We start from the raw sequence: 21,993 nt of genomic DNA, 5'->3' as shown, positions 1-21,993 counted from the left end.
GCGCTGCTTGCTGGGCCTCAGCGCGGCAGCAAGCCGCGCAGCACCGGCCAGACGTTGGCCAGCATGAGCGCTTGCGCGGCTTCGTTGGGGTGAATGCGGTCGGCCTGAAACAGTTCGGTCGGGTCGGCCCGGTCCGCCACGCCACTGAGCAGGAACGGCACCAGCGCGGCCTGTTCGGCCTGCGCCACCTGGCTGAACACGGCACGAAACTGCTGCCGCAAGGCGCTGCCGTAGTTGGGCGGCATGTCCATGCCCAGCAGCAGCACGCGCGCGCCGCCCGCGCGGGCCAAGCGCGCCATGAAGCTCAGGTTGTCGCGCGTCATGTTCAGCGGCAGGCCGCGCAGGGCGTCGTTGCTGCCGAGTTGCAGCAGCAGCACGGCGGGCTGGTGCCGGCGCAGCAGCGCGGGCAGACGCGAGCGCCCACCCGAGCTGGTGTCGCCGCTGATGCTGGCGTTCACCACGCGCGCGGCCAGATTGTCCCGGGCCAGCCGCTCTTGCAGCAGGGCCACCCAGCCGCTGCCGCGGCGCAGGCCGTATTCGGCGCTCAGCGAGTCGCCCAACACCAGCAGCACGCGCTCGGGGCCGGGCGGAACGGGCTTGGAGTGAACCACGGCCGGACCCAGCAGCGCCAGTGCGGTAAAGTCGCGTCGTTTCAAATCAAAGCCCTTTCATGTCCGATGCAACGATTGCCATGATTGTCGTTTCGCAGGTGTGCAAATCGGTTGCCGACTCCAGCGGCGAACTGTGCATTTTGCGCGATGTCGATTTCACCCTGAAACGGGGTCAAACCACCGCCATCGTCGGTGCCTCGGGCTCGGGCAAGAGCACGCTGCTGTCTATCGTGGCGGGATTGGATACGCCCAGCAGCGGTACGGTTCGCATCGACGGCGTCGATCTGTTCGCCCTCGACGAAGATCAGCGCGCCGCCCTGCGGGCGCAGAAGCTGGGCTTCGTGTTTCAGAGTTTTCAGTTGCTGGGCAACCTGAGCGCGCTGGAGAACGTGATGCTGCCGCTGGAGCTGGCCGGTCGGCGCGACGCGCGCGCCTGCGCCACCCAGATGCTGCGCCGCGTCGGTCTGGGCGAGCGGCTGGCGCACTATCCCAGGCTGCTGTCGGGCGGCGAGCAACAGCGCGTGGCGCTGGCGCGCGCCTTCGTCGTCAGGCCGGCCGTCTTGCTGGCCGACGAGCCTACCGGCAGCCTGGATTTTGTCACCGGCGGCAAGGTCATGGAGCTGATGTTCGAGCTCAACCGGGAACTGGGCACCACGCTGGTGCTGGTGACGCACGACGACGAAATTGCCCGGCGCTGCGAGCGCCGCATCGTGATCGAAGCCGGCCAGATCGTCCCCGATCCGGTGTGGGACGGCGCGCTTGCCTGAGGCGCGCTGCCGCAGCGGGCGATCCCGGATAATGCGGCCATGTCTGGTTCCAAAGTGCTGTTCGGCTTTCACGCCGTGGGCGTGCGTCTGAAAACCGCGCCGCAATCGATCGTCGAAATCTACTTCGATGCCAGCCGGCGCGACGCGCGCATGCGTCAGTTTGTGGCGCGGGCCCAGGAGGCCCAGGTGCGGCTGATCGAGGCCGACGCTTTGCGCATCGCCAAGTTGGCGGGCAGCCACGGCCACCAGGGCCTGGCGGCGCGGGTGCAGGCGCTGCCGGCGCTGCATTCGCTCGACGATCTGCTCGAACAGATCGAAGCCGCCGGCACGGCGCCGCTGCTGCTGGTGCTAGACGGCATTACCGATCCGCACAACCTCGGGGCTTGTTTGCGCGTGGCCGACGGCGCTGGTGCGCATGCCGTGATCGCTCCCAAGGATCACGCCGCCGGCGTCAACGCCACCGTGGCCAAGGTCGCCAGCGGTGCCGCCGAGACCATGCCTTACTTCATGGTCACCAACCTCGCGCGCACCCTGGGCGAACTCAAAGAGCGCCACATCCGGGTGCTGGGCGCCAGCGACGACGCACCCCAGACGCTCTACCAGACGGACCTCAAAGGCCCGCTCGCGCTGGTGTTGGGCGCCGAGGGTGACGGCATGCGCCAACTCACGCGCAAGACCTGCGACGAGCTGCTGCGCATCCCTATGCGCGGTGCGGTCGAAAGCCTTAACGTCTCGGTCGCCAGCGGCGTGTGTCTGTACGAAGCGCTGCGCCAGCGCAGTTGAGGCGGTCAAAACCGGTTCTGCGGATCATGACCGGCGCCGAGGCGAGCACGACGCTGAGCTGAGTGAGCGCGCACCCGCTGCTCGGCCACGCACTCCGAGCCCAGGGCCAAGCTGACGATGGGAGCGTTGGCGTAACAGTGGATGCTACAAAGACAGTCCGCCTGCAACCTCGATGACTGCGCCGTTGATGTAGCTGGCTTCGTCGCTGGCGAGAAAGGCGTAGACGTTGGCGACTTCTTCCGGCTGGCCCAGACGGCGCAGCGGCACCCGGTGCTGCATGTCGGTCAGCACTTTTTCTGGAATACTCGCCAGTATCGGTGTGGCGATGAAGCCCGGCGCCACCGCGTTGACGCGCACCCCTTTGGGGCCGAGTTCGCGGCTCCAGGTCTTGGTGAAACCGATCACGCCGAATTTGCTGGCGGCATAGTTGGTCTGGCCGAAGTTGCCGTAAATGCCAACCACCGAACTCGAATTCAGGATCACACCGCTGCCTTGTTCGACCATGGTGTCGGCCACCGCCTGCGCGCAATGGAAAGCGCCACGCAGGTTGACGTCTATCACCCGGTCGAACTGCTCGACTGTCATTTTTTGCAAGCGCGCGTCTTGGGTGATGCCGGCGTTGTTGACCAATACGTCGATGCGGCCAAAACGCGCCTTGACCTGCGCCACCACGGCGTCGACTGCGCTGCGCTGCGTCACGTCCAGATCGAAGCCGACGGCAGAGGCACCAACGGCCTGGCACTGTTGCACGACCGCTGCAACGGCGTCTGCTTTGATGTCGCAGACGACGACGATTGCGCCCTCGCGGGCAAATTTGAGCGCGCTGGCCAAGCCAATGCCCTGGGCGGCACCGGTGATGATGCAGACTTTTCCTTCGAGTCGGTTCATGGCGATTGGGGTTTTTCTTCGGCGGTGGGCAGCCGTGGCGGAGTAGGAATGAAGGTGTAACAAATTCAGTGACATGAAGCGAGTTTTTACGCCGGTTTATGTCACTGCAAGCGCCAACCAGTGATTTTGCTCCAGCAGTTTAGTTGCCGTTTGTGACGCGCTTGTGCCGGGGTTGAAAATACTTCCCCGCTGCCTACAATCGGCCACATCGATTCGTTCACATCCGCGTCCCGGGTCAAGGCCATGCGTATTGCTGTCATCTCCGACATTCATGGCAACCTGCCCGCGCTCGATGCCGTATGGGCCGACATTGCCCGGCGCGGGGCCGACATGGTGGTCAACTGCGGCGATATTCTGAGCGGCCCGCTGTGGCCCGCTGAAACCGCCGAGCGGCTGATGGCGCTCGATCTGCCGACCGTGGCCGGCAACCACGAGCGTCAGTTGCTCAGTTGCGCCAGCCGCGACGCTGACAGCAGCGGCGACGGCTATGCTTTTGCCCACACCAGCGCAGCCCAGCGTGCCTGGCTGGCTGCGCTGCCAACGCAGCTCTGGCTGGACGAGCAGGTGTACGTTTGCCATGGCCGACCCGACAAGGACTGCGAATACCTGCTCGAGACCGTCGATTCCGGCGGTTCGCGTCCGGCCAGTGCCGCCGAAGTGGCGCAGCGTCTGGCAGGCACGCCGGGGCAGGGTGCTGCGCTGTTGCTGTGTGGCCACAGCCACCTGCCGCGCGTGCTGCAACTGCCGACGGCTGCACGCACCTTGTGCGTCAACCCCGGCAGTGTCGGCCTGCCGGCGTTCGACGACGATCACCTGGCGTATCACGTCCACCAAAGCGGTAGTCCGCACGCGCGCTACGCGCTGTGCGAATCAGACCCGGCCGGCGGCTGGACGTTGGCGCTGCTTGCCGTGTCCTACGACTGGCAGGCCGCCGCCGCCCAGGCGCAGCGCAACGGGGCGGCTGACTGGGCGCGCTGGCTCAGCAGCGGTCTGGCCTGAGCTGAACCCGCACGCGCTGCCCCGGCAAACTTGTCTCCTACCCCCTTCGCAGACCAGACCAGATGTTTTTTCTGCTGCGCTTCGTGCGCCATTTTCTGCTCGCGGTTCAGTTTTTCACCCGCATTCCGATCACCGGGCGGCTGGCGTGCTGGGTGGGCTTTAGCCCGGCCTTGCTGCGCGCCAGTGCGGCGCATTTCCCGGCTGTGGGCTGGCTGGTGGGGGCTTTGACGGCCGCCCTGTTTTACGCATTGCTGCTGGTGCTGCCCGATTTGCCGGCCGCGCCCTGGGTGGCGGCCAGTCTGAGCACGGTTTTCAGTGTGCTGCTGACGGGCGCTTTCCATGAGGACGGTCTGGCCGACCTGGCCGACGGCCTGGGCGGCGCGCTCGAGCGCGAACGCGCGCTGGAGATCATGAAAGACTCTCGCATCGGCAGCTTTGGCGCGCTGGCGCTGGTGCTGGCGCTGCTGCTCAAGGTGGCTTTGCTGGCCTTGCTGGCGCAGGCCGGTGCCTTGCTGGCTGCGGCGGCCTTGTTTGCGGCCCACGTCATTTCGCGCCTGCTGCCGCTGTTGATCGTTCGCACGCTGGCGCACGTGGGGGACACACCGCAGTCCAAGTCCAAGCCGCTGGCGCACAGCATCGGCAACGCCGCTTTGCTGGTTGCCTTGCTGTGGGGGGCGCTGGCGTTGGCGCTGGTGATGTGGCTGCTGCCGGCGGCGCCCTGGCCGCAGGCTGTGCTGGGTGCGTTGCTCGGTCTGCTCTGGGCGTGGCGTTTGCTGCGCCGCCGTTTGCAAGGTTTTACCGGTGACGGACTGGGTGCGGCACAACAGGTCAGCGAGCTGGCGTTTTATCTCGGGCTGGCACTGGCCTTGCCTGCTGTGGCGTCCTGAGGCTGCGCATCGCATGAAGCTGTGGCTGCTGCGTCACGCCCGCCTCGAGTGCCCCGATGGTTTGTGCTACGGCGCCAGCGACCTGCCGGCCAACGCGCTTGACACGCGGCGGGCCGCGCAGGCGCTGGCGCAGTTGCTGCCAGCGCAGGCGCCGGTCTGGGTCTCGGGTCTGGCGCGAACGCGGCAACTGGCGCGTGAGATCCAACGATTGCGCCCCGATTTGGGCTTGCCGCGCGCCGATACGCGACTCAATGAAATGAATTTTGGCTGCTGGGAGCTGCAAGCCTGGAGTGCGATACCGCGCGCGGCGCTGGACGATTGGCTGGCCGATTTCGGTCAGCACCGCTTTGGGGGCGTCGAGAGCGCGCAACAGGTGATAGACCGCGTCGGCGCCGCGTTGGCGGAGCTGCAATCGGGCCAGCTTCAGCAGGCGGTCTGGATTACACACGCCGGCGTGATCCGCGCCGTGCAATACCTGTTGGCAGCGCGCGGCGCGCCCCTGCGCGCGGCCAGCCAGTGGCCGCGCGACGCCCCTGCGCCTGGAGCTTTTGTCTGCCTGCAGATTTAACGTGAAAGAACCCAACCTCCAGACGAACGGACTCCTGACCCCTGCAAGGCCACGCGCACAATAGGCAGTCGCGATGGGTCAGTGACTCAGGCGGGCTTCGGCACGAAACCGTGCTTGACCAGCATCTGCAGCCAGCGAGGCGCATTGCGCGCCACCATCAAGGCCTCGTAGTCCACGGTTTTATCCACGTAGTGGGTGTTTTTGCTCAACATGGCGTAGATCGTGCGCAGCATCTTGTGCCCCAGCGCCACGATGGATCGTTTGTGCCCCTTGCGCACGTTGAGTGCCTGGAACTTGTCTTTAAGGGCGCAGCGGCTGCGCGCGGCGGCCTGCGCAAACTCGCATAGCAGGCGTCGCACCCAGGCGTTGCCCTTGCTGATGCGTCCACTTTTGCGCTTGCCCGCTGATTCGTTGTTGCCAGGACACATGCCTACCCAAGAGGCCAGTCGCTGGGCGCTGCCAAACACGCTCATGTCCGAGCCAATCTCCACCAGCAACATGGCCGCACCCATCAGGTCAATGCCGGGCAAGGTTTGCAGCAGTCGCAAGGACACTCCATAACCCGCGTCCCGCAAGGAGCGCAGCAACTCCGCGTCAAAGCGGGCGATACGGCCCTCGAGCTCTTCGATATGCGCCATGATCTCGGCCAGAACAAAACGATGCGCGGGCGTGATTTCCTCGGCCTGCAGCGCCTCAAAGATGTCTTCCCGGCTGGCACGCAGACGATTGCTGGCCAAGTTCAGCACCTCAGGGACGCTCTTGCCCTCGATCAGCGCCTTGACCATGGCGCGTGCCGACTGGCCGTGCAAGTCCGACACCACCACGCCCAAACGGATGCCCGCATCGGTGAGGAGTTTGTGCAGCCGGTTCTTCTCGCTGGCGAGCATGCCGCCGAGCTTTTGCCGATGGCGCGCAATGTGACGCAGGCTGCGCAGGTCGGCTACTGCGATGAAGGAGGCCCGCAATAGGCCCGCGCGCGCCAGCGAGGCCAGCCACTGCGCATCGGCCACATCGGTCTTGCGCCCCGGCACCGCCTTGACATGGCGGGCGTTGACGACCCAGGCGATGATGCCAACCGCTTCCAGTGCCGCATACGGGCTCTTCCAGTAAATGCCGGTGCTCTCCATGACCACGACATCGGGGGCAATGGCGCGTGCCCACTCGGCCAGTGCCTTGCGGTCTCGCTTGAAGCCGCCAAACTCGCGCAGCTCATGCGTCACGCTGCCGTCAGGCTGCTCAACAATCGCGCAGCCCGTGATTTGCGACTGGTGCACATCCAGTCCAATAACGCGTTTGTAGATGGGAACAATGTCCATCGGAATCCTTCCAGTCGATGTGTAAACTTCAAAACTGGAGGTGCCATGGGTACCCCACCGAAATTGCTTGTCTGAGCTGTTCGCTCAGCAGCCCTGTTTAACGTGAGATCTCATCGGGTAACCGATGGAGTCAATTCGGGGTACGAGTCGGTGAAGGCGCGCCAAGTTAGGTATCGGGGTTGTGGCCCCAAAGAATTTTCTCGGCTTCTACCCCGGCACCTCCACCCCCGAGTTTCTTTCATCATCCGGGGCGTCGCCCAGATTCATGACAGTTAGGTCGGCACAAAGGGCGCGTGCTCGTCGGCGGCCAGCGCGTACAGGGTTTCGGTGACGATCTGCGGCGTCAGGCCGCTGACGGCCAGCAGCACGCGGCGTGGAAAGCTGGCCGCTTGGGCGGCGCTGGGCAGGTGTGTGACCGCGTGTGTGACAGCATGTGAGTTCTTGCCGTCCAGTGTAGGGGGCTGCCGTGTTTTGACCGCTTACGGCAAGCTTGCCGCAGCGCACGGGGGCGGCTGATCGGGCGGCGGCCGCTTTTCACCCACCTGTGTGGCGTGCGCGATGCCGGTCTTGCACGTCGGGTGCTCAGCGCGACAGGCTGGCGCTGGCTGGGCCGGGTTCGGCTGCCGGCGCGACGGTGACGGCGACGTCAAGCGTGTGCGCTGCGCCGCTCTGGATGACGCCGCGCATGGGTGAGACGTCGGAGAAGTCGCGCCCGCTGGCAAGCCTTACGTAGTCTTCGCCCGGGCTGCCCCAGCCCCAGCGGTCGTTGGTGGGATCGAAGTCGAACCAGGCGCCGCTGATGATTTTGTTGCTGCTGGGCGGGTCGCTGTCGGCTGGCGCTAGCGCAGGTGTTGGCGCAGGTGTTGACGCGCCGGCGTCGTGCGGCCGCGGCAAATAAACCGAAACCCAGGCGTGCGAGGCATCGGCGCCGAGCAGGCGTGCCTTGCCAGGGGGCGGCTGGGTGAGCAGGTAGCCACTGACGTAGCGCGCCGCCAGGCCCAGGCTGCGCAGGCAGCCGAGCATGATGTGGGCGAAGTCTTGGCACACGCCCTTGCCTTGCTCCAGTGCCTGCAATGCGGGGGTGTTGACATCGGTGCTGGCGGCATCAAAGCTCAGTTCGGTGTGGATGCGTTCCATCAGTGCGCGTGTGGCTTCAAGCAGGGGCTGGCCAGGTGCGAAGGCGGGGCGGACGAAGGCGGCGAAGCGGTCGTCGCGCGGCACCCTGGGCGAGGCGAAGAGAAATTCGCTCGCCGCGTCGTAGCGTGCCTGGGCGCGGTAGCGAAAGTGCTCGCGCACCTGCTCCCACCTCAGGTCTTGCCATGGAGGGTGCTCGCACAGGTTTGTTGCCGTCTGGGTGTGAATGAGGCTGTCGGCTTCGACGCTGAGCGTTTCATGCGGCGCCTGCAGTGAGAAGTAGGTGCGGTGGTTGCCAAAGGCGTCGGTGATGGCGTGGCGGGTGGCGGGCTCGGGGTCGATCCGCAGCGCGTGGGACAGCACCCGCTGTGTGGCGCTGTCCACGGGTGTGAGGTGCACCATGTGCTGTGCCAGGTCAACGTTGTCCTGGTAGTGGTAGCTGGTGCGGTGGATGACGCGCAGTTTCATTTCTTGCTGGATTGGCGGCTGTCGGCTGTGCTGGCGGGGCGCGCCGATCAGACGATTTGTTGGCGCGAGTCGGCGTGGCTGAAGTGCAGCCGCGTGATTTCGTTCGAGAGTTCGGCGGCGGCGTTTTTGCAGTCGGTCAGCAGTTGGGCCAGCATGTCGTGGTCGCCGTGCTCGCCGTCGTGGCGCGGCCAGTTGCTCAACTCGGTCAGTACCCAGTTGTCCGGGTCGGGCAGGCCCTGGGCGAGCACGGCATTCTGTGGGCTGAGGTTTTGCGCGAGATTGTCCAGGCGCGTGCGCATGGTCTGCACCACCGAGGCCAGCGAGCGCGGGTTGTCGCGGTCCATGACCAGCAGGTCGATCAAGGCCACCATGTCGCGCCGCTGCTGGTATTGGGCGTGGAAGGTGATGGTGCTGTCGAACAGTGCCACCATCGCCTCGAAGCCGGCCGGGTCGTGCAGGCTCTGGTGCTTCAATCCGGTCATGAGCGCCCGTGCGAGGGTGAGCAGGCGTTCGATGTGGCGGCCTACGCAGAGCAGGCGCCAGCCGCTGTCGCGCACCATGCGGTCGGTCTGCGCGCCGGTGATGGCGGCCAGCAGTTCGCTGGTGTTTTGCAACAGGGACGTGGCTGCCGTGCTGTCGAATTCGGCGTCGGCCGTTATGGCGGCACAGCCGCGCGTGAACTCGAGTTCGGCGCGCTCGATCAGGTTCCAGTGCTCGGTCGAGAGGCGTTCGCGCACCTGAGCCGCCGCACCCTTGAGTGCGCGCAGGTTGTAGCCCACGCTCAAGCTCTGCTCGGCCAGGGAGCTGCCAGCCGTGGGGGCGAGGTTGGCCATGAGTGAGCGTGCAAACACGCGCTCCGACTGTTCGGCGCCTGGTGTCTCGCGTTGGACCAGGGCGTTTTCACGCGCTGCGGCCGAGAGCCAGCTCAGCAGCGGGCGCGAACGGGGCTCTTCGCCGCTCAGTTGGTTGAGCACGATGCGCGCTAGGCGAACGGTGTTTTCGGCGCGCTCGGTGTAGCGGCCCAGCCAGAACAGGTTTTCGGCCGCTCGGCTGGTGACAGGGCGTTTTTGGTTCGCCAGCGCCAGCGTGCTGGGGGCCGATTGCAGCAGGCTGGCGCTGTCGACCTCGCCTTTGGTGCGGACCCAGCAGTCGGCGCTGCTGCCGCCGCGCTGCATGGAGGCCATGAGTTGACCGCGCGGGGCCAGGCGCACCAGGCCGCCGGGCAACACGCGCCAGCTCTGCGGACCGTCGGCCAGCGCGAACACGCGCAGCATGGCCGAGCGCGGCAGCAAGCGCTCGCCGGTCCAGGTCGGGGTTTGCGAGAGCGGCATCCAAGCCTGCAACGTGTAGGCATCGGGATGACGCGTCATGCGGTCGACGTATTCGTCGAGTGCGCGCGCGTCCAGGCTTTGGCCCATGGTGGTGTCCAGACCTGAGTACGGGTATGTGGGCTTGATCACGCCGCGCTTGAGCAAAGGCAGCGCCTGGCGCAGCGCGGCGTCTTCACCGCACCACCAGGTGGGCAGCGAGGGCAGGGCCAGTTTTTCGCCGAGCAAGTGTTCGCAGATGCCGGGCAAAAAACCCAGCAGAGCGCTCGATTCGAGCGCTGCCGCGCCCGGTGTGTTGGCCAGCAGCACATGGCCTGCGCGCAGCACTTGCAGCAGGCCGGGCACGCCCAGGGTGGATTCGGGACGCAGCTCCAGCGGGTCTAGCCACCCGTCGTCCAATCGTTTGATGAGCGCATGCACCGGCTCCAGGCCTTTGAGTGTCTTGAGGTAGAGGCGCTGGTCGCGCACGGTGAGGTCGCCGCCTTGCACCAGTGTGAGGCCGAGGTAGCGCGCCAAGTAGGCGTGTTCGAAATAAGTTTCGTTGTAGGGGCCCGGCGTCAGCAGGACGATGCGCGCTTGCCCTGCTTCGGGCGCCATCGACTTGATGCCGTCCATGAGCGCGCGGTAACTGCTTGCCAGACGCTGCACTTTGAGCTCGGCAAAGGCCTGCGGGAACTGGCGCGCGATGGCGATGCGGTTTTCCAGCAAGTAGCCCAGGCCCGAGGGCGCCTGGGTGCGCTGGCCCACCACCCACCAGCGGCCGTCCGGGCCGTGAGCGAGATCGAAGGCGACGATGTGCAACCAGGTCTGGCCTGCGGGCACCAGACCCTGCAGGGCATGCTGGTAGTCGGGGTGGCCCAGCACCAGCGCGGCCGGTAGCAGGGCCCGGCGCAGCAGCTCGCGCGCACCGTAGAGGTCGGCCATCATGGCGTTGAGCAGGCGCACGCGCTGCAGTACGCCGGCTTCGATGTCCACCCAGTCTGGCGCGCTGACGATCATGGGGAACAGGTCGAGTGCCCAGGGCCGCTGCAGGCCGCAGGCGGTTTCGGCGTACACGTTGTAGGTGACGCCGTTGTCGCGAATCTGGCGTTGCAGGTTGTCGGCCCGCCGGTTCAGGTCGGCAAAGCCAGCGTGGCCAATGTGTTCGAAGAAGTCAGCCCAGGCGGGGGTGAGCTCGTGGGCGCTGGCGCGCAGTTCGTCGCGGTGGCCGGGGTCGGCAGACTGGGCCAGCGCGAGCGCCCGCTCGCTGGAGCTGCCGGGGGCAGCGTCGTCGAGCAGGGCGTCTCGGTGTTTTTCAGGAGTCACGGCGTTGCAGTATGCCTGTGTCCGTCGCTCGATGCCCGATGCGCTGCGCCAGCCGACTCCAGGCCCCGGGGCGCTTTATCGCTTGCGCAGATCGAGCGTGAACGGAAATTCCCGGCTCGGTGTGGCGGGTTCTATCACCATGCGGCCAGGGGTGTGACCGATCTGGAAGAAGCGCGACAGACGCCGGCTTTCGGCCTCGTAGGCGTTGATCGGGAAGGTGTCGTAGTTGCGGCCGCCGGGGTGCGCCACATGGTACTGGCAGCCGCCCAGCGAGCGCTGCATCCAGGTGTCGACGATGTCGAAGGTCAGCGGTGCGTGCGCGGCAATCGACGGGTGCAGCGCCGACGGCGGGCTCCAGGCCTTGTAGCGCACGCCGGCCACATGCTGGCCAACGGTTCCGGTGTTTTGCAGGGGCAGGGCGCGGCCGTTGCAGGTGATGACGTGGCGGCTGTCATTCCAGCCGCTCACATGCACCTCGATGCGCTCCAGTGACGAGTCCACGTAGCGCACGGTGCCGCCGGGCGCTCCTTCTTCGCCCATCACGTGCCAGGGTTCGAGCGCACCGCGCAGCGTGAGTTCGATGCCGCGCGCAGCCACTTGACCCACCAGCGGGAAGCGGAACTCGAAATGCGGTTCGAACCAGGCCATGTCAAAGCGGTAGCCAAACTCGGCCAAGTCGGTCAGCACGTCTTCGAAATCCATCCGAATGAAGGTCTGCAACAGGAAGCGGTCGTGCAGCTCGGTGCCCCAGCGCGTGAGACGTCCGACGAAGGGTTGTTGCCAAAAGCGCGCCACCAGCGCGCGCAACAGCAGTTGCTGCGCGATGCTCATGCGGGCGTGTGGCGGCATCTCGAACGCGCGCAACTCCAGCAGGCCCAGGCGGCCGGTGGCGCTGTCGGGTGAGTAGAGCTTGTCGATGCAGAATTCACTGCGGTGGGTGTTGCCGGTGACGTCGATCAGGATATGGCGCAAGCTGCGGTCAACCAGCCAGGGCGGCATGTTTTGGCCATAGACCTGGCGGTTGTTCTCGATCTGTTGCAGCGCGATCTCGAGTTCGTAGAGCTGGTCGTTGCGCGCCTCGTCCACCCGCGGGGCTTGGCTGGTGGGGCCGATGAACACCCCGCTAAACAGGTAGGACAGCGCGGGGTGGTTGTGCCAGTAAGCCAGCAGGCTGCCCAGCAGTTCAGGCTTGCGCAGGAAGGGCGAGTCGGCCGGCGTGGCGCCGCCGAGCACGAAGTGGTTGCCGCCACCGGTGCCGGTGTGGCGGCCGTCGGTCATGAACTTTTCGGCGCACAGGTGCGTGTGGTGGGCCGCGTCGTAGAGAAATTCGGTGCGCTCGACCAGTTCGGGGAAGCTGCTGCTGGGGTGGATGTTGACCTCGATCACGCCCGGGTCGGGTGTGATCTGCAGCATTTTCAGGCGTACATCGCGTGGCGGCGGGTAGCCTTCGAGAACGATTTTCATGGCCAGCCGCTCGGCCGTGGCTTCCACCGCCAAGAGCAGCTCCAGGTAGTCTTCCAACTGCTGCACGGGCGGCATGAATACGTAGAGGTGCTGGCTTTTGCCGCCGTCTTTTTGCTCGGCCTGGGGGCCGTTGGCGCACTGCGGATCGCGCGCTTGCACCACCAGCGCGGTGCGCGTCAACCACGCGGCCGACTCGCCGCGCTGCGGGAAACGGGCCGACAGCGCCTGTGCAGGCACGGCACCGGGGCCGGGTTGGCCCTGGCGCAGGCCCTCGATGGCCGCTGCATCGACATCGAAGTCGGTGCCTTGCAGGGACACGGTGCCGCCTTCGGCGAAACCGCCACCAATCTGGTGCGGCGACACCTGGTGACGCAGCACCGAACCCGTGGGCAGCGGGTCGCGCGCGGTATGAGGGTCTTGCTCGATCTGAAAGGGGTAGTCGCTGGCCGAGACCCAGGGCAGCGAGTCCAGCGGCAGGCGGTAGCCCATGGGCGAGTCGCCGGGAATCAGGTACATGCGCTCGTCACGCAAGAACCAAGGGCCGGTCGACCAGACCGTGCCCGAGGCGTGGAGGTAAGGGTTTTTGCCGTTGCTGGAGAGTGCGCCGTGGCCCTGGGCTTGCAATGGCAATACATAGCCTACCGCCGCATCCAGTCCCTGGCTGAAGACCCGACGCAGGCGCGTGCGCTCCATCTCGTCGTCTAGCTTGCTGTCGAACGGGTCCACGTTCACCGGCAGGCGGCGTTCGCGCCACAGGTAGTACCAGGTGTCCTCGTAGCCAGCGCTGATGTATTGGGTGGACAGGCCCAGCTTGCGCGCCAGCGCCTGGGTGAAGCGGTGCGCATCTTCAGCGCTGTAGTGCGCCTGTTCGCGCTCGTCGGCCAGCAGGTCTGGGTTGTTCCAGCAGGGCGTGCCGTCGGTGCGCCAAAACAGCGAGAACGCCCAGCGCGGCAGTTGCTCGCCAGGGTACCACTTGCCCTGGCCCATATGCACGAAGCCGCCGGCACCGTAGCGTTCGCGCAGGCGGCCCAGCAATTCGGTGGCGTAGCCGCGTTTGCTGGGGCCGAGTGCTTCGGTGTTCCACTCGGCGGCGTCGCGGTCGTTGCAGGCCACGTAGGTGGGTTCGCCGCCCATGGTCAGGCGCACGTCGTGCAGGTCGAGGTCGGCATCGACTTGCTGGCCCAGCGCCAGCACGCTGGCCCATTGGTCTTCGGTGTAGGGCTTGGTCACGCGCGGCGATTCGTGCACGCGTGTCACACCCATGTGGTGGCTGAAAGTGACCTCGCACGGGTCCACGCAGCCTTCCACCGGCGCCGCGCTGGAGGGTTGCGCCGTGCAGGCCAGCGGGATGTGGCCCTCGCCGGCGAGCAGGCCTGCGGTGGGGTCGAGCCCGATCCAGCCGGCACCAGGCAGAAAGACCTCGCACCAGGCGTGCAGATCGGTGAAGTCTTTTTCAGGGCCGCTCGGGCCGTCGACCGACTTCACGTCGGGCGTGAGCTGAATCAGGTAGCCCGAGACGAAGCGCGCCGCCAAGCCCAGGTGGCGCAGCAACTGCACCAGCAGCCAGCCCGAGTCGCGGCAGGAGCCGCTTTTGAGTTTGAGTGTCTCCTCAGGCGTTTGCACGCCCGGCTCCAGGCGGATGGTGTACGAGATGTCGCGCTGGATCATCTGGTTGATGTCGACCAGAAAGTCGATCGTGCGGCGCTGGCGCACGTCTACATGGGCGAGGTAGGTCTTGACCGGCTCGGTCAGCGGCAGGGTGAAAAGATAGGGCGCGAGTTCTTGCTGCTGCGCCGCGTCGTAGCTGAACGGAAACGTCTCGGCGCTCGGCTCCAGGAAGAAGTCGAATGGGTTGTGCACCGCCATTTCCACCACCAGATCGATCGTGACCTTGAACTCGGTGGTGGGTTCGGGAAACGCCAGGCGCGCCTGGTAATTGGAAAAAGGGTCTTGCTGCCAGTTGATGAAGTGGCCGCTCGGCTCGATTTTCTGCGAATACGACAACACTTTGGTGCGGCAGTGGGGCGCCGGGCGCAGACGCACCACTTGTGCACCAAGTTTGACCATCTGGTCGTATCGATAATGGGTGACGTGGCTCAGGGCAATGTGGATGGCCATGCTTGAATCTTTCAACAGGGGGGACCGACAACGAAAAAGCTGCGGGTGCCGGAAACGTCCGGCCTTGTTGACCCGGTTGCAAGCAATATCCGCGCCACGAGGCCAAGGGTTCTGGCCGTCACCTTCTCGCCCAGCCGTTTCAAGCAACGCATCTTGGTCTTGACCAGGCTGAGCCGCCAATGCTGGACGCTGACTCGCAAAGCGTACCAGATCGTAACGGGCTGATTTGTGCAACAGAACCGCTCAGATGCGAAAAAAGCCGTCCAGCGCCGGTGCAGGACGACTTTTTTTGTTTGAATGGTTTGGTGGGACGTGCGGGGGTCGAACCCACGACAAACGGATTAAAAGTCCGCTGCTCTACCAACTGAGCTAACGTCCCACGTTTCACGAGGCATCGACGTGATGTCAATGTGTGAAGCCTCAAATTATAGCGTCTTTTTTTGCTGATTTTCAAGCAATGCAATTTTTCCTGCCGCTGCTCGCCAAGGTGTTCATCACCCAGCCGGCGGCACACAAACCGAAGGTGGCCGTCACGCTGACGGCAGAACCATAACCGTGGCAGTTGAGGGATCCGTCCGGCCTATCGGCCGCGCAGGTGCTATCAGGTGCGGCAGTCGCCTCGCGGCTGAACACACAGGCCACCCCCATCGGGCCCTCCCGTGCGCCGCCGTGGTGTCTGCGCAAGCGATAGCGCAATTGGGCCAGCAAGGGGTCGTGGGTGACGGCAGCCAGGTCGGCCACCTCCACCGCAGCGGCTTGCCGTTTGCCGCCTGCTGCGCCCACGCTGACGAAGGGCACGCGATGCAGGACCGCCCAGGCCGCCAGAGCGGTCTTGGCACTCATCTGGTCGCAGGCATCGATCAGGGCTGAGGGCAGGGCGCTTGGCTGGTCGCTGCGGCTGGCAAGCAGACCGGGCCAGTTTTGCGGACTGACAAAGTCGTCGATCGTGTCGACCTCGCAGCCGGGGTGAATCAGCGCGATGCGCTCGCGCATCGCCGCCACCTTGGACTGCCCGAACGTGGGTGTAAGGGCATGGATTTGCCGATTGATGTTCGATTCGGACACGTGGTCGAGGTCGATCAGGGTGAGTCGTCGCACGCCGCTGCGAGCAAGGGCCTCGGCCGACCAGGAGCCGACGCCGCCGATGCCGACCACCACCACCTTGGCGTCGAAAATGCGTTGCGCCGCTGCGGCGCCGTAGAGTCGGCGCAGGCCGCTGAAACGGCGTTCGAAGGCGTCGTTCATGCGCTCGGCCGCGCAGCGCTCGGTGGCGACATCAGCCGCGCTCCAGTATGTACATTTGCAAGCGCAGGCCGGCCAGCGCGCCGAGCATGATGCCGCCGACAGCGATCATGCTGGTCAGGCTCAGGGTCGAAAGTCCGGACAGGCCCTGACCGATGGTGCAGCCGAGCGCGGTGACGCCGCCCACCCCCATGCAGACCGCACCCAGCAGGTGCAAGGCGGTGTCCTGGGTGCCGTGAAAGCCTTCCAGGCGGAAGTTGCGGCCAAGCAAGGCCTGTAAAAAGGCGCCGCACACGACGCCGACCACGCTGACCACGCCCAGGGTAAGCAGCTTTGATGCGTCGCTGAAGAAAATGAGCCAGTCCAGCGTGTGCGCCAGGGGAGCGGTGAAGGTGAGCGACTCCATCCGTCCGGTGTGGGTGGCCAGATAGGTGGGCTCCAGCGTATGCGGGTGTTCGGCCACAAAACCCAGACCACCGCTGACCCACCACATGGCGACGACCAGCAAACCCAGACCCAAGCCAGCCAGCAAGTTGTTGCCGGTACGGAAACCGCGGCCCAACAGCGCCCAGAGCACCAGAGCGCCGCCCAGCAACAGCGCCAGCAACAGGCCGCTGAGGGCCAGATCGAGGCCCCAGGCGTAGGCGATCCAGGCCGGCAGCGCCGCGCCAGCCGGGATGTGAAGCGCCACCGTGTCAACCGTGTTCACACGCAACACCGCTGTCACGCCGTGCAGACTGGCGTAGGCGGCAAAGCCCATGACGATAAAAACCACCAGCGATTTGAGGCTGCCCGCACCCATGCGAAGCAGCGTTTTGCTGCCGCAACCCGAAGCCAGCACCATGCCAAAGCCGAACAAGGCGCCGCCTGTCAAGGCCGAGAGCCAGATGACGCGGCCCGAGGTGTAAATGGTTTGACCGGCATCGATCCAGCCCAGCCAGGCCAGGGCATGAAAACCGATCATAGCCACGCCCGCAGCCATGGCCCATACGCGCATGCGGCTCCAGTCGCCCATGGTCACAATGTCGCTGATAGCGCCCATGGTGCAGAAATGGGTGCGCTGAGCGATGAAGCCAAAAGCAGCGGCAAGCGCAAAAGCAGCCCACAGCACGGTGGTTTGCAATTGTTGTACGTGGGCGATGTCCATGGGGGCCATTGTAAAAGCAGGCCAGGGTCAGGTTCGCAGCCACGACCCAGCGCGTCGCCGGGCTGGGCGGCGGCGCTGCCCAGCCCCCGGTCGATGTGGCCTCTTGGGCGCCGTGCCTTGGCTTCTCAGCGCAAGCGGGCCAGCCGCTCACGCGCCACGGCAGCTGCTTCTGACTGCGGGTGCGCGCGTTGCAGTTCTTCCAGGGTGCGGCGTGCGGCGCGGGTATCTTTCAGTTCGATCTGGCTGTTGGCCATCGCCAGCATGGCCTCAGGCGTGCGCAGGTGCATGGGAAATTGCGTCACCAGGCGGCGGTGCGTCTCCAGTGCTGCGCGGTAAGCGCGCTGGGCATAGTGCGCGTTGCCCAGCCAGTACAGCGCCGAGGCGCTGTAGCCGCTCTCGGGGTGGCGGCGCAGAAAAGCCGTGTAGGCCTCGATGGCCGCCGGAAAATCGGCGCGGCGCAGCAGATCCAGGGCGGCTTCAAAGGCGCTCGTTTCGGTCGTGGTGGCGCTAAAGCTGACGCCGTCGTGCGTGATGCGCTGCGGCTCGACCTGGCGCAGGCGTTCATCCAGCCCAGCCTGCACGTCTTTTTGCTGGCGCTGCAACTCGGCGACTTCGCGCGTCAGTTGCTCGTTGAGTCCGCGCAGGCGCGCAAGCTCCGAATTCAACTGATCGATCTGGCCGCCAAGTTCAACCAGGCTGCGTCGCAGCGCGGTCTGCTCGTCCAGGGTCGATTGCTGGAGCGCTTGCAAGGCGGCGTTGCTGGCTTGCTGGCTCGCCTCGACCCGCTGGCGCAAATCGATGATGGCTTTGCGCGCTTCGTCGTCACTGAAAAGTGTGAACGCCTGCGCCGACAGCGGCGCAAGCGCGCCCAGATGCAAGCCCAGAGCCAACAACAAGACGGGTGCACGTGGTAAATAAGCTCTCATTTCACTTAGCGCCGGTAGCTCAGTTCGACCCGGCGGTTCTGGGCAAAGGCCGCCTCATCAAAACCGGCTGCTGCTGGTTTTTCTTCGCCAAAGCTCACCGCTTCCATCTGCGCCTCGTTCACGCCCAGCAAAGACAGGGTGCGACGCACCGCTTCGGCCCGTTTTTGCCCCAGCGCCAAGTTGTACTCGCGCCCCCCGCGCTCGTCGGTGTGGCCTTCGAGCGCCACGCGGCGGCTGCGGTCGGCATTGAGATGGCGCGCATTGGCTTCCAGTGTGGGCATGAATTCGGGCCGGATGTCGTAGCGGTCGAAATCGAAATACACCACCCGGCTCATGCCTGCGGGCTGCACCACGTCCGCGCTGGCCACTTCAACGCCAGAGACCCCACGCGGCTCCACGCCGGCGCCTTGGCCTGCCGGCGCCGGGGCAATCGCGCTCACCGGTGCGGCAACCCGGTCTTCGACCGGTGCCTGGTCGAGTCTGACGCCGGTGCCGCAGGCACTCAGCGAGACCAGCAGTAACAGGCCCGTCACCCAGGCGGACGCGCGGCCTGCAGTGCTCCAGTTTGAATCGGGGAGGGGCGATTGGGAGGTCGAACGCATGTGAGGGTTGCCTTTCTGTGCTGGGTCGGGATCAAAGTCTGGGTTGGGCGTGTTCAGGTGCCATCAGCGCATGAACGGTCCCCATTCGGGTTCGCGAATGTCGCCCTGCGCACCGGTCAGCCTGGATTTGATGCGGCCATCGACCGTGCTGGTCATCAAGGCGTCCTGGCCCCTGTCGCGGCTGGCGTAAATGATCAGCCGGCTGTTGGGCGCAAAGCTGGGGCTCTCGTCGGCGCTGGTGTTGGTCAAGGCCGTGACGGTGCCGCTGGCGAGCTCCATGACGTGCAGCCGGAACGCGCCGGCCACGCGCGAGATGTAGGCCAGCCAGCGCCCGTCGGGGCTGGGTGCGGGCGAGATGTTGTAGTTGCCGCTAAAGCTCAGGCGCTGCGCGTTGCCGCCGCCGGCGCCCATGCGATAAATTTGCGGTGAACCGCCCCGGTCGCTGATGAAATAAATCGACTGGCCGTCCGGACTGTAGACCGCCTCGGTGTCGATACTGTTGCTGTGTGTCAGACGGCGCGGCTCGCCGCCGTCGGCGGAGATGACGTAGACCTGCGAATTGCCCGACAACGAGAGCGTGAGCAGCAACTGCCGGCCGTCGGGCGACCAGGCCGGCGCGCTGTTGGAGCCGCGGAAATTGGCCAGCAGACGGCGCCTGCCGCTGGCTAGGTCGTGGGTGTAAATCACCGGCTTGCGGGCCTCGAACGACACATAGGCCAGTTGCGTGCCGCCCGGGGCCCAACTGGGCGAAATGATGGGCTCGGTGCTGGTCAGGGCAGCGCGCGGATTTTCACCGTCGGCGTCGGCAACCCACAGCGTGTGGCGCACGCCGACCTTGGTGACGTAGGCAATGCGGGTCGAAAACACGCCTTTGTCGCCGGTAATTTTTTCGTACACGTGGTCCGACACACGGTGCGCAGCCAGCCGCAAATCTGCTTCTGTGACCGGGTAGCTCAAGCCCCCTAAGTCTTGCCCGCGCACCGCGTCCCAGAGGCGAAAGCGGACGTCGAAGCGGCCATCGGCCAGCCGGGACACGCTGCCGGTGAGCAGCGAATCGGCCCCCTGGCCGCGCCAGGTGCTCAGATCCGGGTGCGCGGTTTCGTCGAGTGCGCCGGCCAGCGGTTCGACGAAACGAAACTGGCCGCTGCGTTCGAGGTTGGCGCGCACGATCGCAGCCATGTTCGGGCTGGCGGCCTCATTGCCGCGAAAGTTCACCACCGAAAAGGGGAACTGCGTCAGGCCCACGCCGGCGACTTCGACCCGGAACTGCGCCCGCGCGTCGCGCAGCGGCCAAGCCAGCAAAGGCAGTGCGCCCAGGGTGGCCAGCACCGCACGGCGACGGGGCCGCAGCTGGTGATCAAATCGGTTCAAAGTCGGCATCCTTTGTGCACATTGAAAAAAATCCCTGCCAGCCTGTTCAGCCAGCCCATACAGCGACACAGACACAGGGCAATCGATAATACCGAAGTTGCTGCGTCGATTCGTGACCAAAAGCAAGGCCAAACCAAGCCGGCGCGAACGACTCAGGCCCTTGGTTTCCCCTAAGTGTCGTTGGTTCCCCGGCTTTCACCTGTTTTCACGCCCTGGATAGAGCATTTTGACCACCCACCCCATACCCAGCGCAACCCCCAGTGGCAGCGTGCGCCAGCGGCTGTGGCGGATCTGGCCTTATTTTCGACCTGCGCGCGCTGGCGTGGCGCTGGCGCTGGCCAGTTCGCTGGTGTTTGCGCTGACCGAACCCCTGATTCCGGCCCTGCTCAAAATCCTGCTCGACCAGGGTTTTGCCCAGGGGCAGGTCGCACTCTGGATGGTTCCGCTGGCCTTGCTGGGTTTGTTTGCCGTGCGTGGTCTGGCCACTTTCTTGGCCCAGTACGCGCTCACGCACACCGCCAGCCTGGGTTTGCTCAACCTGCGCCGCGCCATGTTTGCCCAACTGTGCGAAGCAGAGCTGGCGCTGTTTGCGCGCCAGAGTGCCAGCAAGCTCTCCAATACCTTGGTCTACGAGGTGCAAAACGGTTCGGCGCTGCTGGTGCAATCGCTGCTCACCCTGAGCAAAAGCAGCCTGACCGCGCTGGCCTTGCTGGGCTATTTGTTGTTCCTGAACTGGCAGCTCACGCTGATTGTGCTGGCTATTTTTCCCGGTTTGATCTGGGTCATGCGCCAGCTCTCGCGCCGCCTCTACCGGCTCACGCGGGCCAGCCAGCAAGCCACGGACGAACTGGCTTACGTGGTGGAAGAAAACGCGCTGGCGCACCGCATGCTGCGGCTGCACGCGGCACAGGCACGCCAGGGCGTCCGGTTTGAACGCCTGAGTCTGGTGTTGCGCCGGCTGGCCATGAAGTCCACCGTGGCCCAAGCCGCCATGGCGCCGCTGACTCAGATGCTGGCCGCGGTGGCGCTGTCGGCGGTGATCATGGTGGCCTTGTGGCAAAGCGGCACCGGCGGCGTGAGCGTGGGTGGTTTTGTTGCTTTCGTCACCGCCATGCTGCTGCTGATTCGCCCCATTCAGCAACTGGCTGAAATCGCCGGCCCCATCACACGCGGCTTGGCGGCGCTGGAGCGCGCGCTGGACTTGATTGAGAACACCCCGCAGCAAAGCAGCGGCAGCCACCAGGTGCAGCGTGCGCGTGGGGCGATTGGGCTGCGCGGCGTCTGGGTGCGCTACCCGGCGGCCGACGACAGTCCGGGCGACGACACCCGCGTGGCGCTGCACGGCGTCGATTTGGAAATTGCTCCGGGTGAGGTACTGGCGCTGGTCGGCCCCTCGGGTGCGGGCAAGACCACGCTGGTCAACCTGCTGCCCCGTTTCGTCGAAGTCGAGCAGGGACAGGTCTGTCTCGACGGTGTGCCGCTGACTGACTGGGACCTGGCCTGCCTGCGGCGCCAGTTTGCCATGGTCAGCCAGGACGTGGTGATGCTCAACGCCAGCCTGGCTGCCAACGTCGCGCTCGGTGCCGACGAAGAGACACTGGACCAGGAGCGGGTTCACCAGGCGCTGCAAGCGGCCAACCTGGGCGATTTGATCGAGCGCCTGCCGCAAGGCATACACGCCAGCGTGGGGCACAACGCGGTCGAGCTCTCGGGCGGACAGCGCCAGCGGCTGGCGATTGCGCGCGCAATTTATAAAGACGCACCGATCCTGATTCTGGACGAGGCCACATCGGCGCTGGACAACGAGTCCGAGCGTTTGGTGCAGGATGCGCTGGCGCGCTTGATGCAGGGCCGCACCACGCTGGTGATCGCGCACCGGCTCTCGACCATCGAGCACGCCGATCGCGTGGTGGTGCTGGCTCAGGGCCGCATCAGCGAACAGGGCACGCACCGCGAACTGTTGCAGGCCGACGGCTTGTACGCCCGGCTGCATGCGCAGGGCTTTGCCGGCGAGCGCGCAGCCGCCCGGACTCAAAGCAGCACGATGTCGTATTGAGGTTTAGGTTCAA

General features: G+C 65.6%; 17 protein-coding genes and 1 tRNA gene. 6 read left to right on the top strand and 12 right to left on the bottom strand.

Going from position 1 to position 21,993, the window contains the following annotated elements; translation table 11 throughout:
- Nucleotides 1-17: 17 nt before the first annotated feature.
- On the bottom strand, nt 18-626 hold the full coding sequence (locus tag EST26_RS07505; protein ID WP_291066733.1) for an arylesterase: 609 nt from the start codon (nt 624-626) through the stop codon (nt 18-20).
- A gap of 44 nt (nt 627-670) precedes the next feature.
- On the opposite strand from EST26_RS07505, the gene EST26_RS07500 reads away from it, so the two are divergent.
- Nucleotides 671-1,378: an ABC transporter ATP-binding protein gene (locus EST26_RS07500; RefSeq protein WP_291066667.1), complete on the top strand. Its 708-nt coding sequence runs from the start codon at nt 671-673 to the stop codon at nt 1,376-1,378.
- A 39-nt stretch (nt 1,379-1,417) separates the two neighbouring features.
- Complete coding sequence (rlmB, locus tag EST26_RS07495; RefSeq protein WP_291066665.1) at nt 1,418-2,161, top strand: 23S rRNA (guanosine(2251)-2'-O)-methyltransferase RlmB; 744 nt, start codon at nt 1,418-1,420, stop codon at nt 2,159-2,161.
- A 144-nt stretch (nt 2,162-2,305) separates the two neighbouring features.
- On the opposite strand, the gene fabG is transcribed toward rlmB, so the two are convergent.
- Entirely contained in the window at nt 2,306-3,049 is a 744-nt protein-coding gene (gene fabG, locus EST26_RS07490) for a 3-oxoacyl-ACP reductase FabG (protein ID WP_291066663.1), read from the bottom strand.
- Nucleotides 3,050-3,292: 243 nt separating this feature from the next.
- Here fabG and EST26_RS07485 point away from each other — a divergent pair, with 243 nt between their 5' ends.
- The 3 genes from EST26_RS07485 to EST26_RS07475 all read left to right on the top strand — a co-directional run bounded on the left by EST26_RS07485 (nt 3,293) and on the right by EST26_RS07475 (nt 5,503).
- A complete protein-coding gene (locus tag EST26_RS07485; protein ID WP_291066661.1) occupies nt 3,293-4,048 on the top strand; it encodes a metallophosphoesterase family protein in 756 nt (251 codons plus the stop codon).
- Nucleotides 4,049-4,110: 62 nt separating this feature from the next.
- Nucleotides 4,111-4,935: an adenosylcobinamide-GDP ribazoletransferase gene (locus EST26_RS07480; RefSeq protein ID WP_291066659.1), complete on the top strand. Its 825-nt coding sequence runs from the start codon at nt 4,111-4,113 to the stop codon at nt 4,933-4,935.
- A 13-nt stretch (nt 4,936-4,948) separates the two neighbouring features.
- Nucleotides 4,949-5,503: a histidine phosphatase family protein gene (locus tag EST26_RS07475; RefSeq protein WP_291066657.1), complete on the top strand. Its 555-nt coding sequence runs from the start codon at nt 4,949-4,951 to the stop codon at nt 5,501-5,503.
- 86 nt (nt 5,504-5,589) lie between these two features.
- On the opposite strand, the gene EST26_RS07470 is transcribed toward EST26_RS07475, so the two are convergent.
- From EST26_RS07470 to tolB, 10 genes are all read right to left on the bottom strand, one after another.
- A complete protein-coding gene (locus EST26_RS07470; protein WP_291066655.1) occupies nt 5,590-6,819 on the bottom strand; it encodes an IS110 family transposase in 1,230 nt (409 codons plus the stop codon).
- A gap of 582 nt (nt 6,820-7,401) precedes the next feature.
- Entirely contained in the window at nt 7,402-8,421 is a 1,020-nt protein-coding gene (locus EST26_RS07465) for a transglutaminase family protein (protein ID WP_291066654.1), read from the bottom strand.
- 47 nt (nt 8,422-8,468) lie between these two features.
- Nucleotides 8,469-11,054: a circularly permuted type 2 ATP-grasp protein gene (locus EST26_RS07460; protein ID WP_291066652.1), complete on the bottom strand. Its 2,586-nt coding sequence runs from the start codon at nt 11,052-11,054 to the stop codon at nt 8,469-8,471.
- A gap of 75 nt (nt 11,055-11,129) precedes the next feature.
- Complete coding sequence (locus EST26_RS07455) at nt 11,130-14,636, bottom strand: transglutaminase family protein (protein ID WP_291066650.1); 3,507 nt, start codon at nt 14,634-14,636, stop codon at nt 11,130-11,132.
- A gap of 303 nt (nt 14,637-14,939) precedes the next feature.
- Nucleotides 14,940-15,015: transfer RNA gene (locus EST26_RS07450), tRNA-Lys, on the bottom strand.
- Nucleotides 15,016-15,086: 71 nt separating this feature from the next.
- Nucleotides 15,087-15,881 (bottom strand): tRNA threonylcarbamoyladenosine dehydratase, encoded by a 795-nt coding sequence (locus EST26_RS07445; protein WP_291066648.1) that lies wholly within the window; start codon nt 15,879-15,881, stop codon nt 15,087-15,089.
- Between the two features lie 31 nt (nt 15,882-15,912).
- Nucleotides 15,913-17,025, bottom strand: a complete 1,113-nt coding sequence (locus tag EST26_RS07440) for a YeeE/YedE family protein (protein ID WP_291066646.1) — start codon at nt 17,023-17,025, stop codon at nt 15,913-15,915.
- A gap of 125 nt (nt 17,026-17,150) precedes the next feature.
- On the bottom strand, nt 17,151-17,951 hold the full coding sequence (gene ybgF, locus EST26_RS07435) for a tol-pal system protein YbgF (RefSeq protein WP_291066644.1): 801 nt from the start codon (nt 17,949-17,951) through the stop codon (nt 17,151-17,153).
- A 5-nt stretch (nt 17,952-17,956) separates the two neighbouring features.
- Nucleotides 17,957-18,484 carry a peptidoglycan-associated lipoprotein Pal gene (pal, locus tag EST26_RS07430; RefSeq protein ID WP_291066642.1) on the bottom strand — a complete coding sequence of 176 codons (528 nt, stop codon included), beginning with the start codon at nt 18,482-18,484 and terminating at the stop codon, nt 17,957-17,959.
- A 132-nt stretch (nt 18,485-18,616) separates the two neighbouring features.
- Complete coding sequence (gene tolB, locus EST26_RS07425; protein WP_291066731.1) at nt 18,617-19,882, bottom strand: Tol-Pal system beta propeller repeat protein TolB; 1,266 nt, start codon at nt 19,880-19,882, stop codon at nt 18,617-18,619.
- A gap of 268 nt (nt 19,883-20,150) precedes the next feature.
- On the opposite strand from tolB, the gene msbA reads away from it, so the two are divergent.
- The gene (gene msbA / locus EST26_RS07420) at nt 20,151-21,980 is read left to right on the top strand and encodes a lipid A export permease/ATP-binding protein MsbA (RefSeq protein WP_291066640.1); all 1,830 of its coding nucleotides are present in this window, start codon (nt 20,151-20,153) and stop codon (nt 21,978-21,980) included.
- Nucleotides 21,981-21,993 lie beyond the last annotated feature (13 nt).

The organism is Hydrogenophaga sp. (genome assembly GCF_014773545.1).
Taxonomy (GTDB): Bacteria; Pseudomonadota; Gammaproteobacteria; order Burkholderiales; family Burkholderiaceae_C; genus Hydrogenophaga.
Note: the sequence above shows the minus strand (reverse complement) of the source record. Positions and strands in the feature narration are given on the sequence as shown.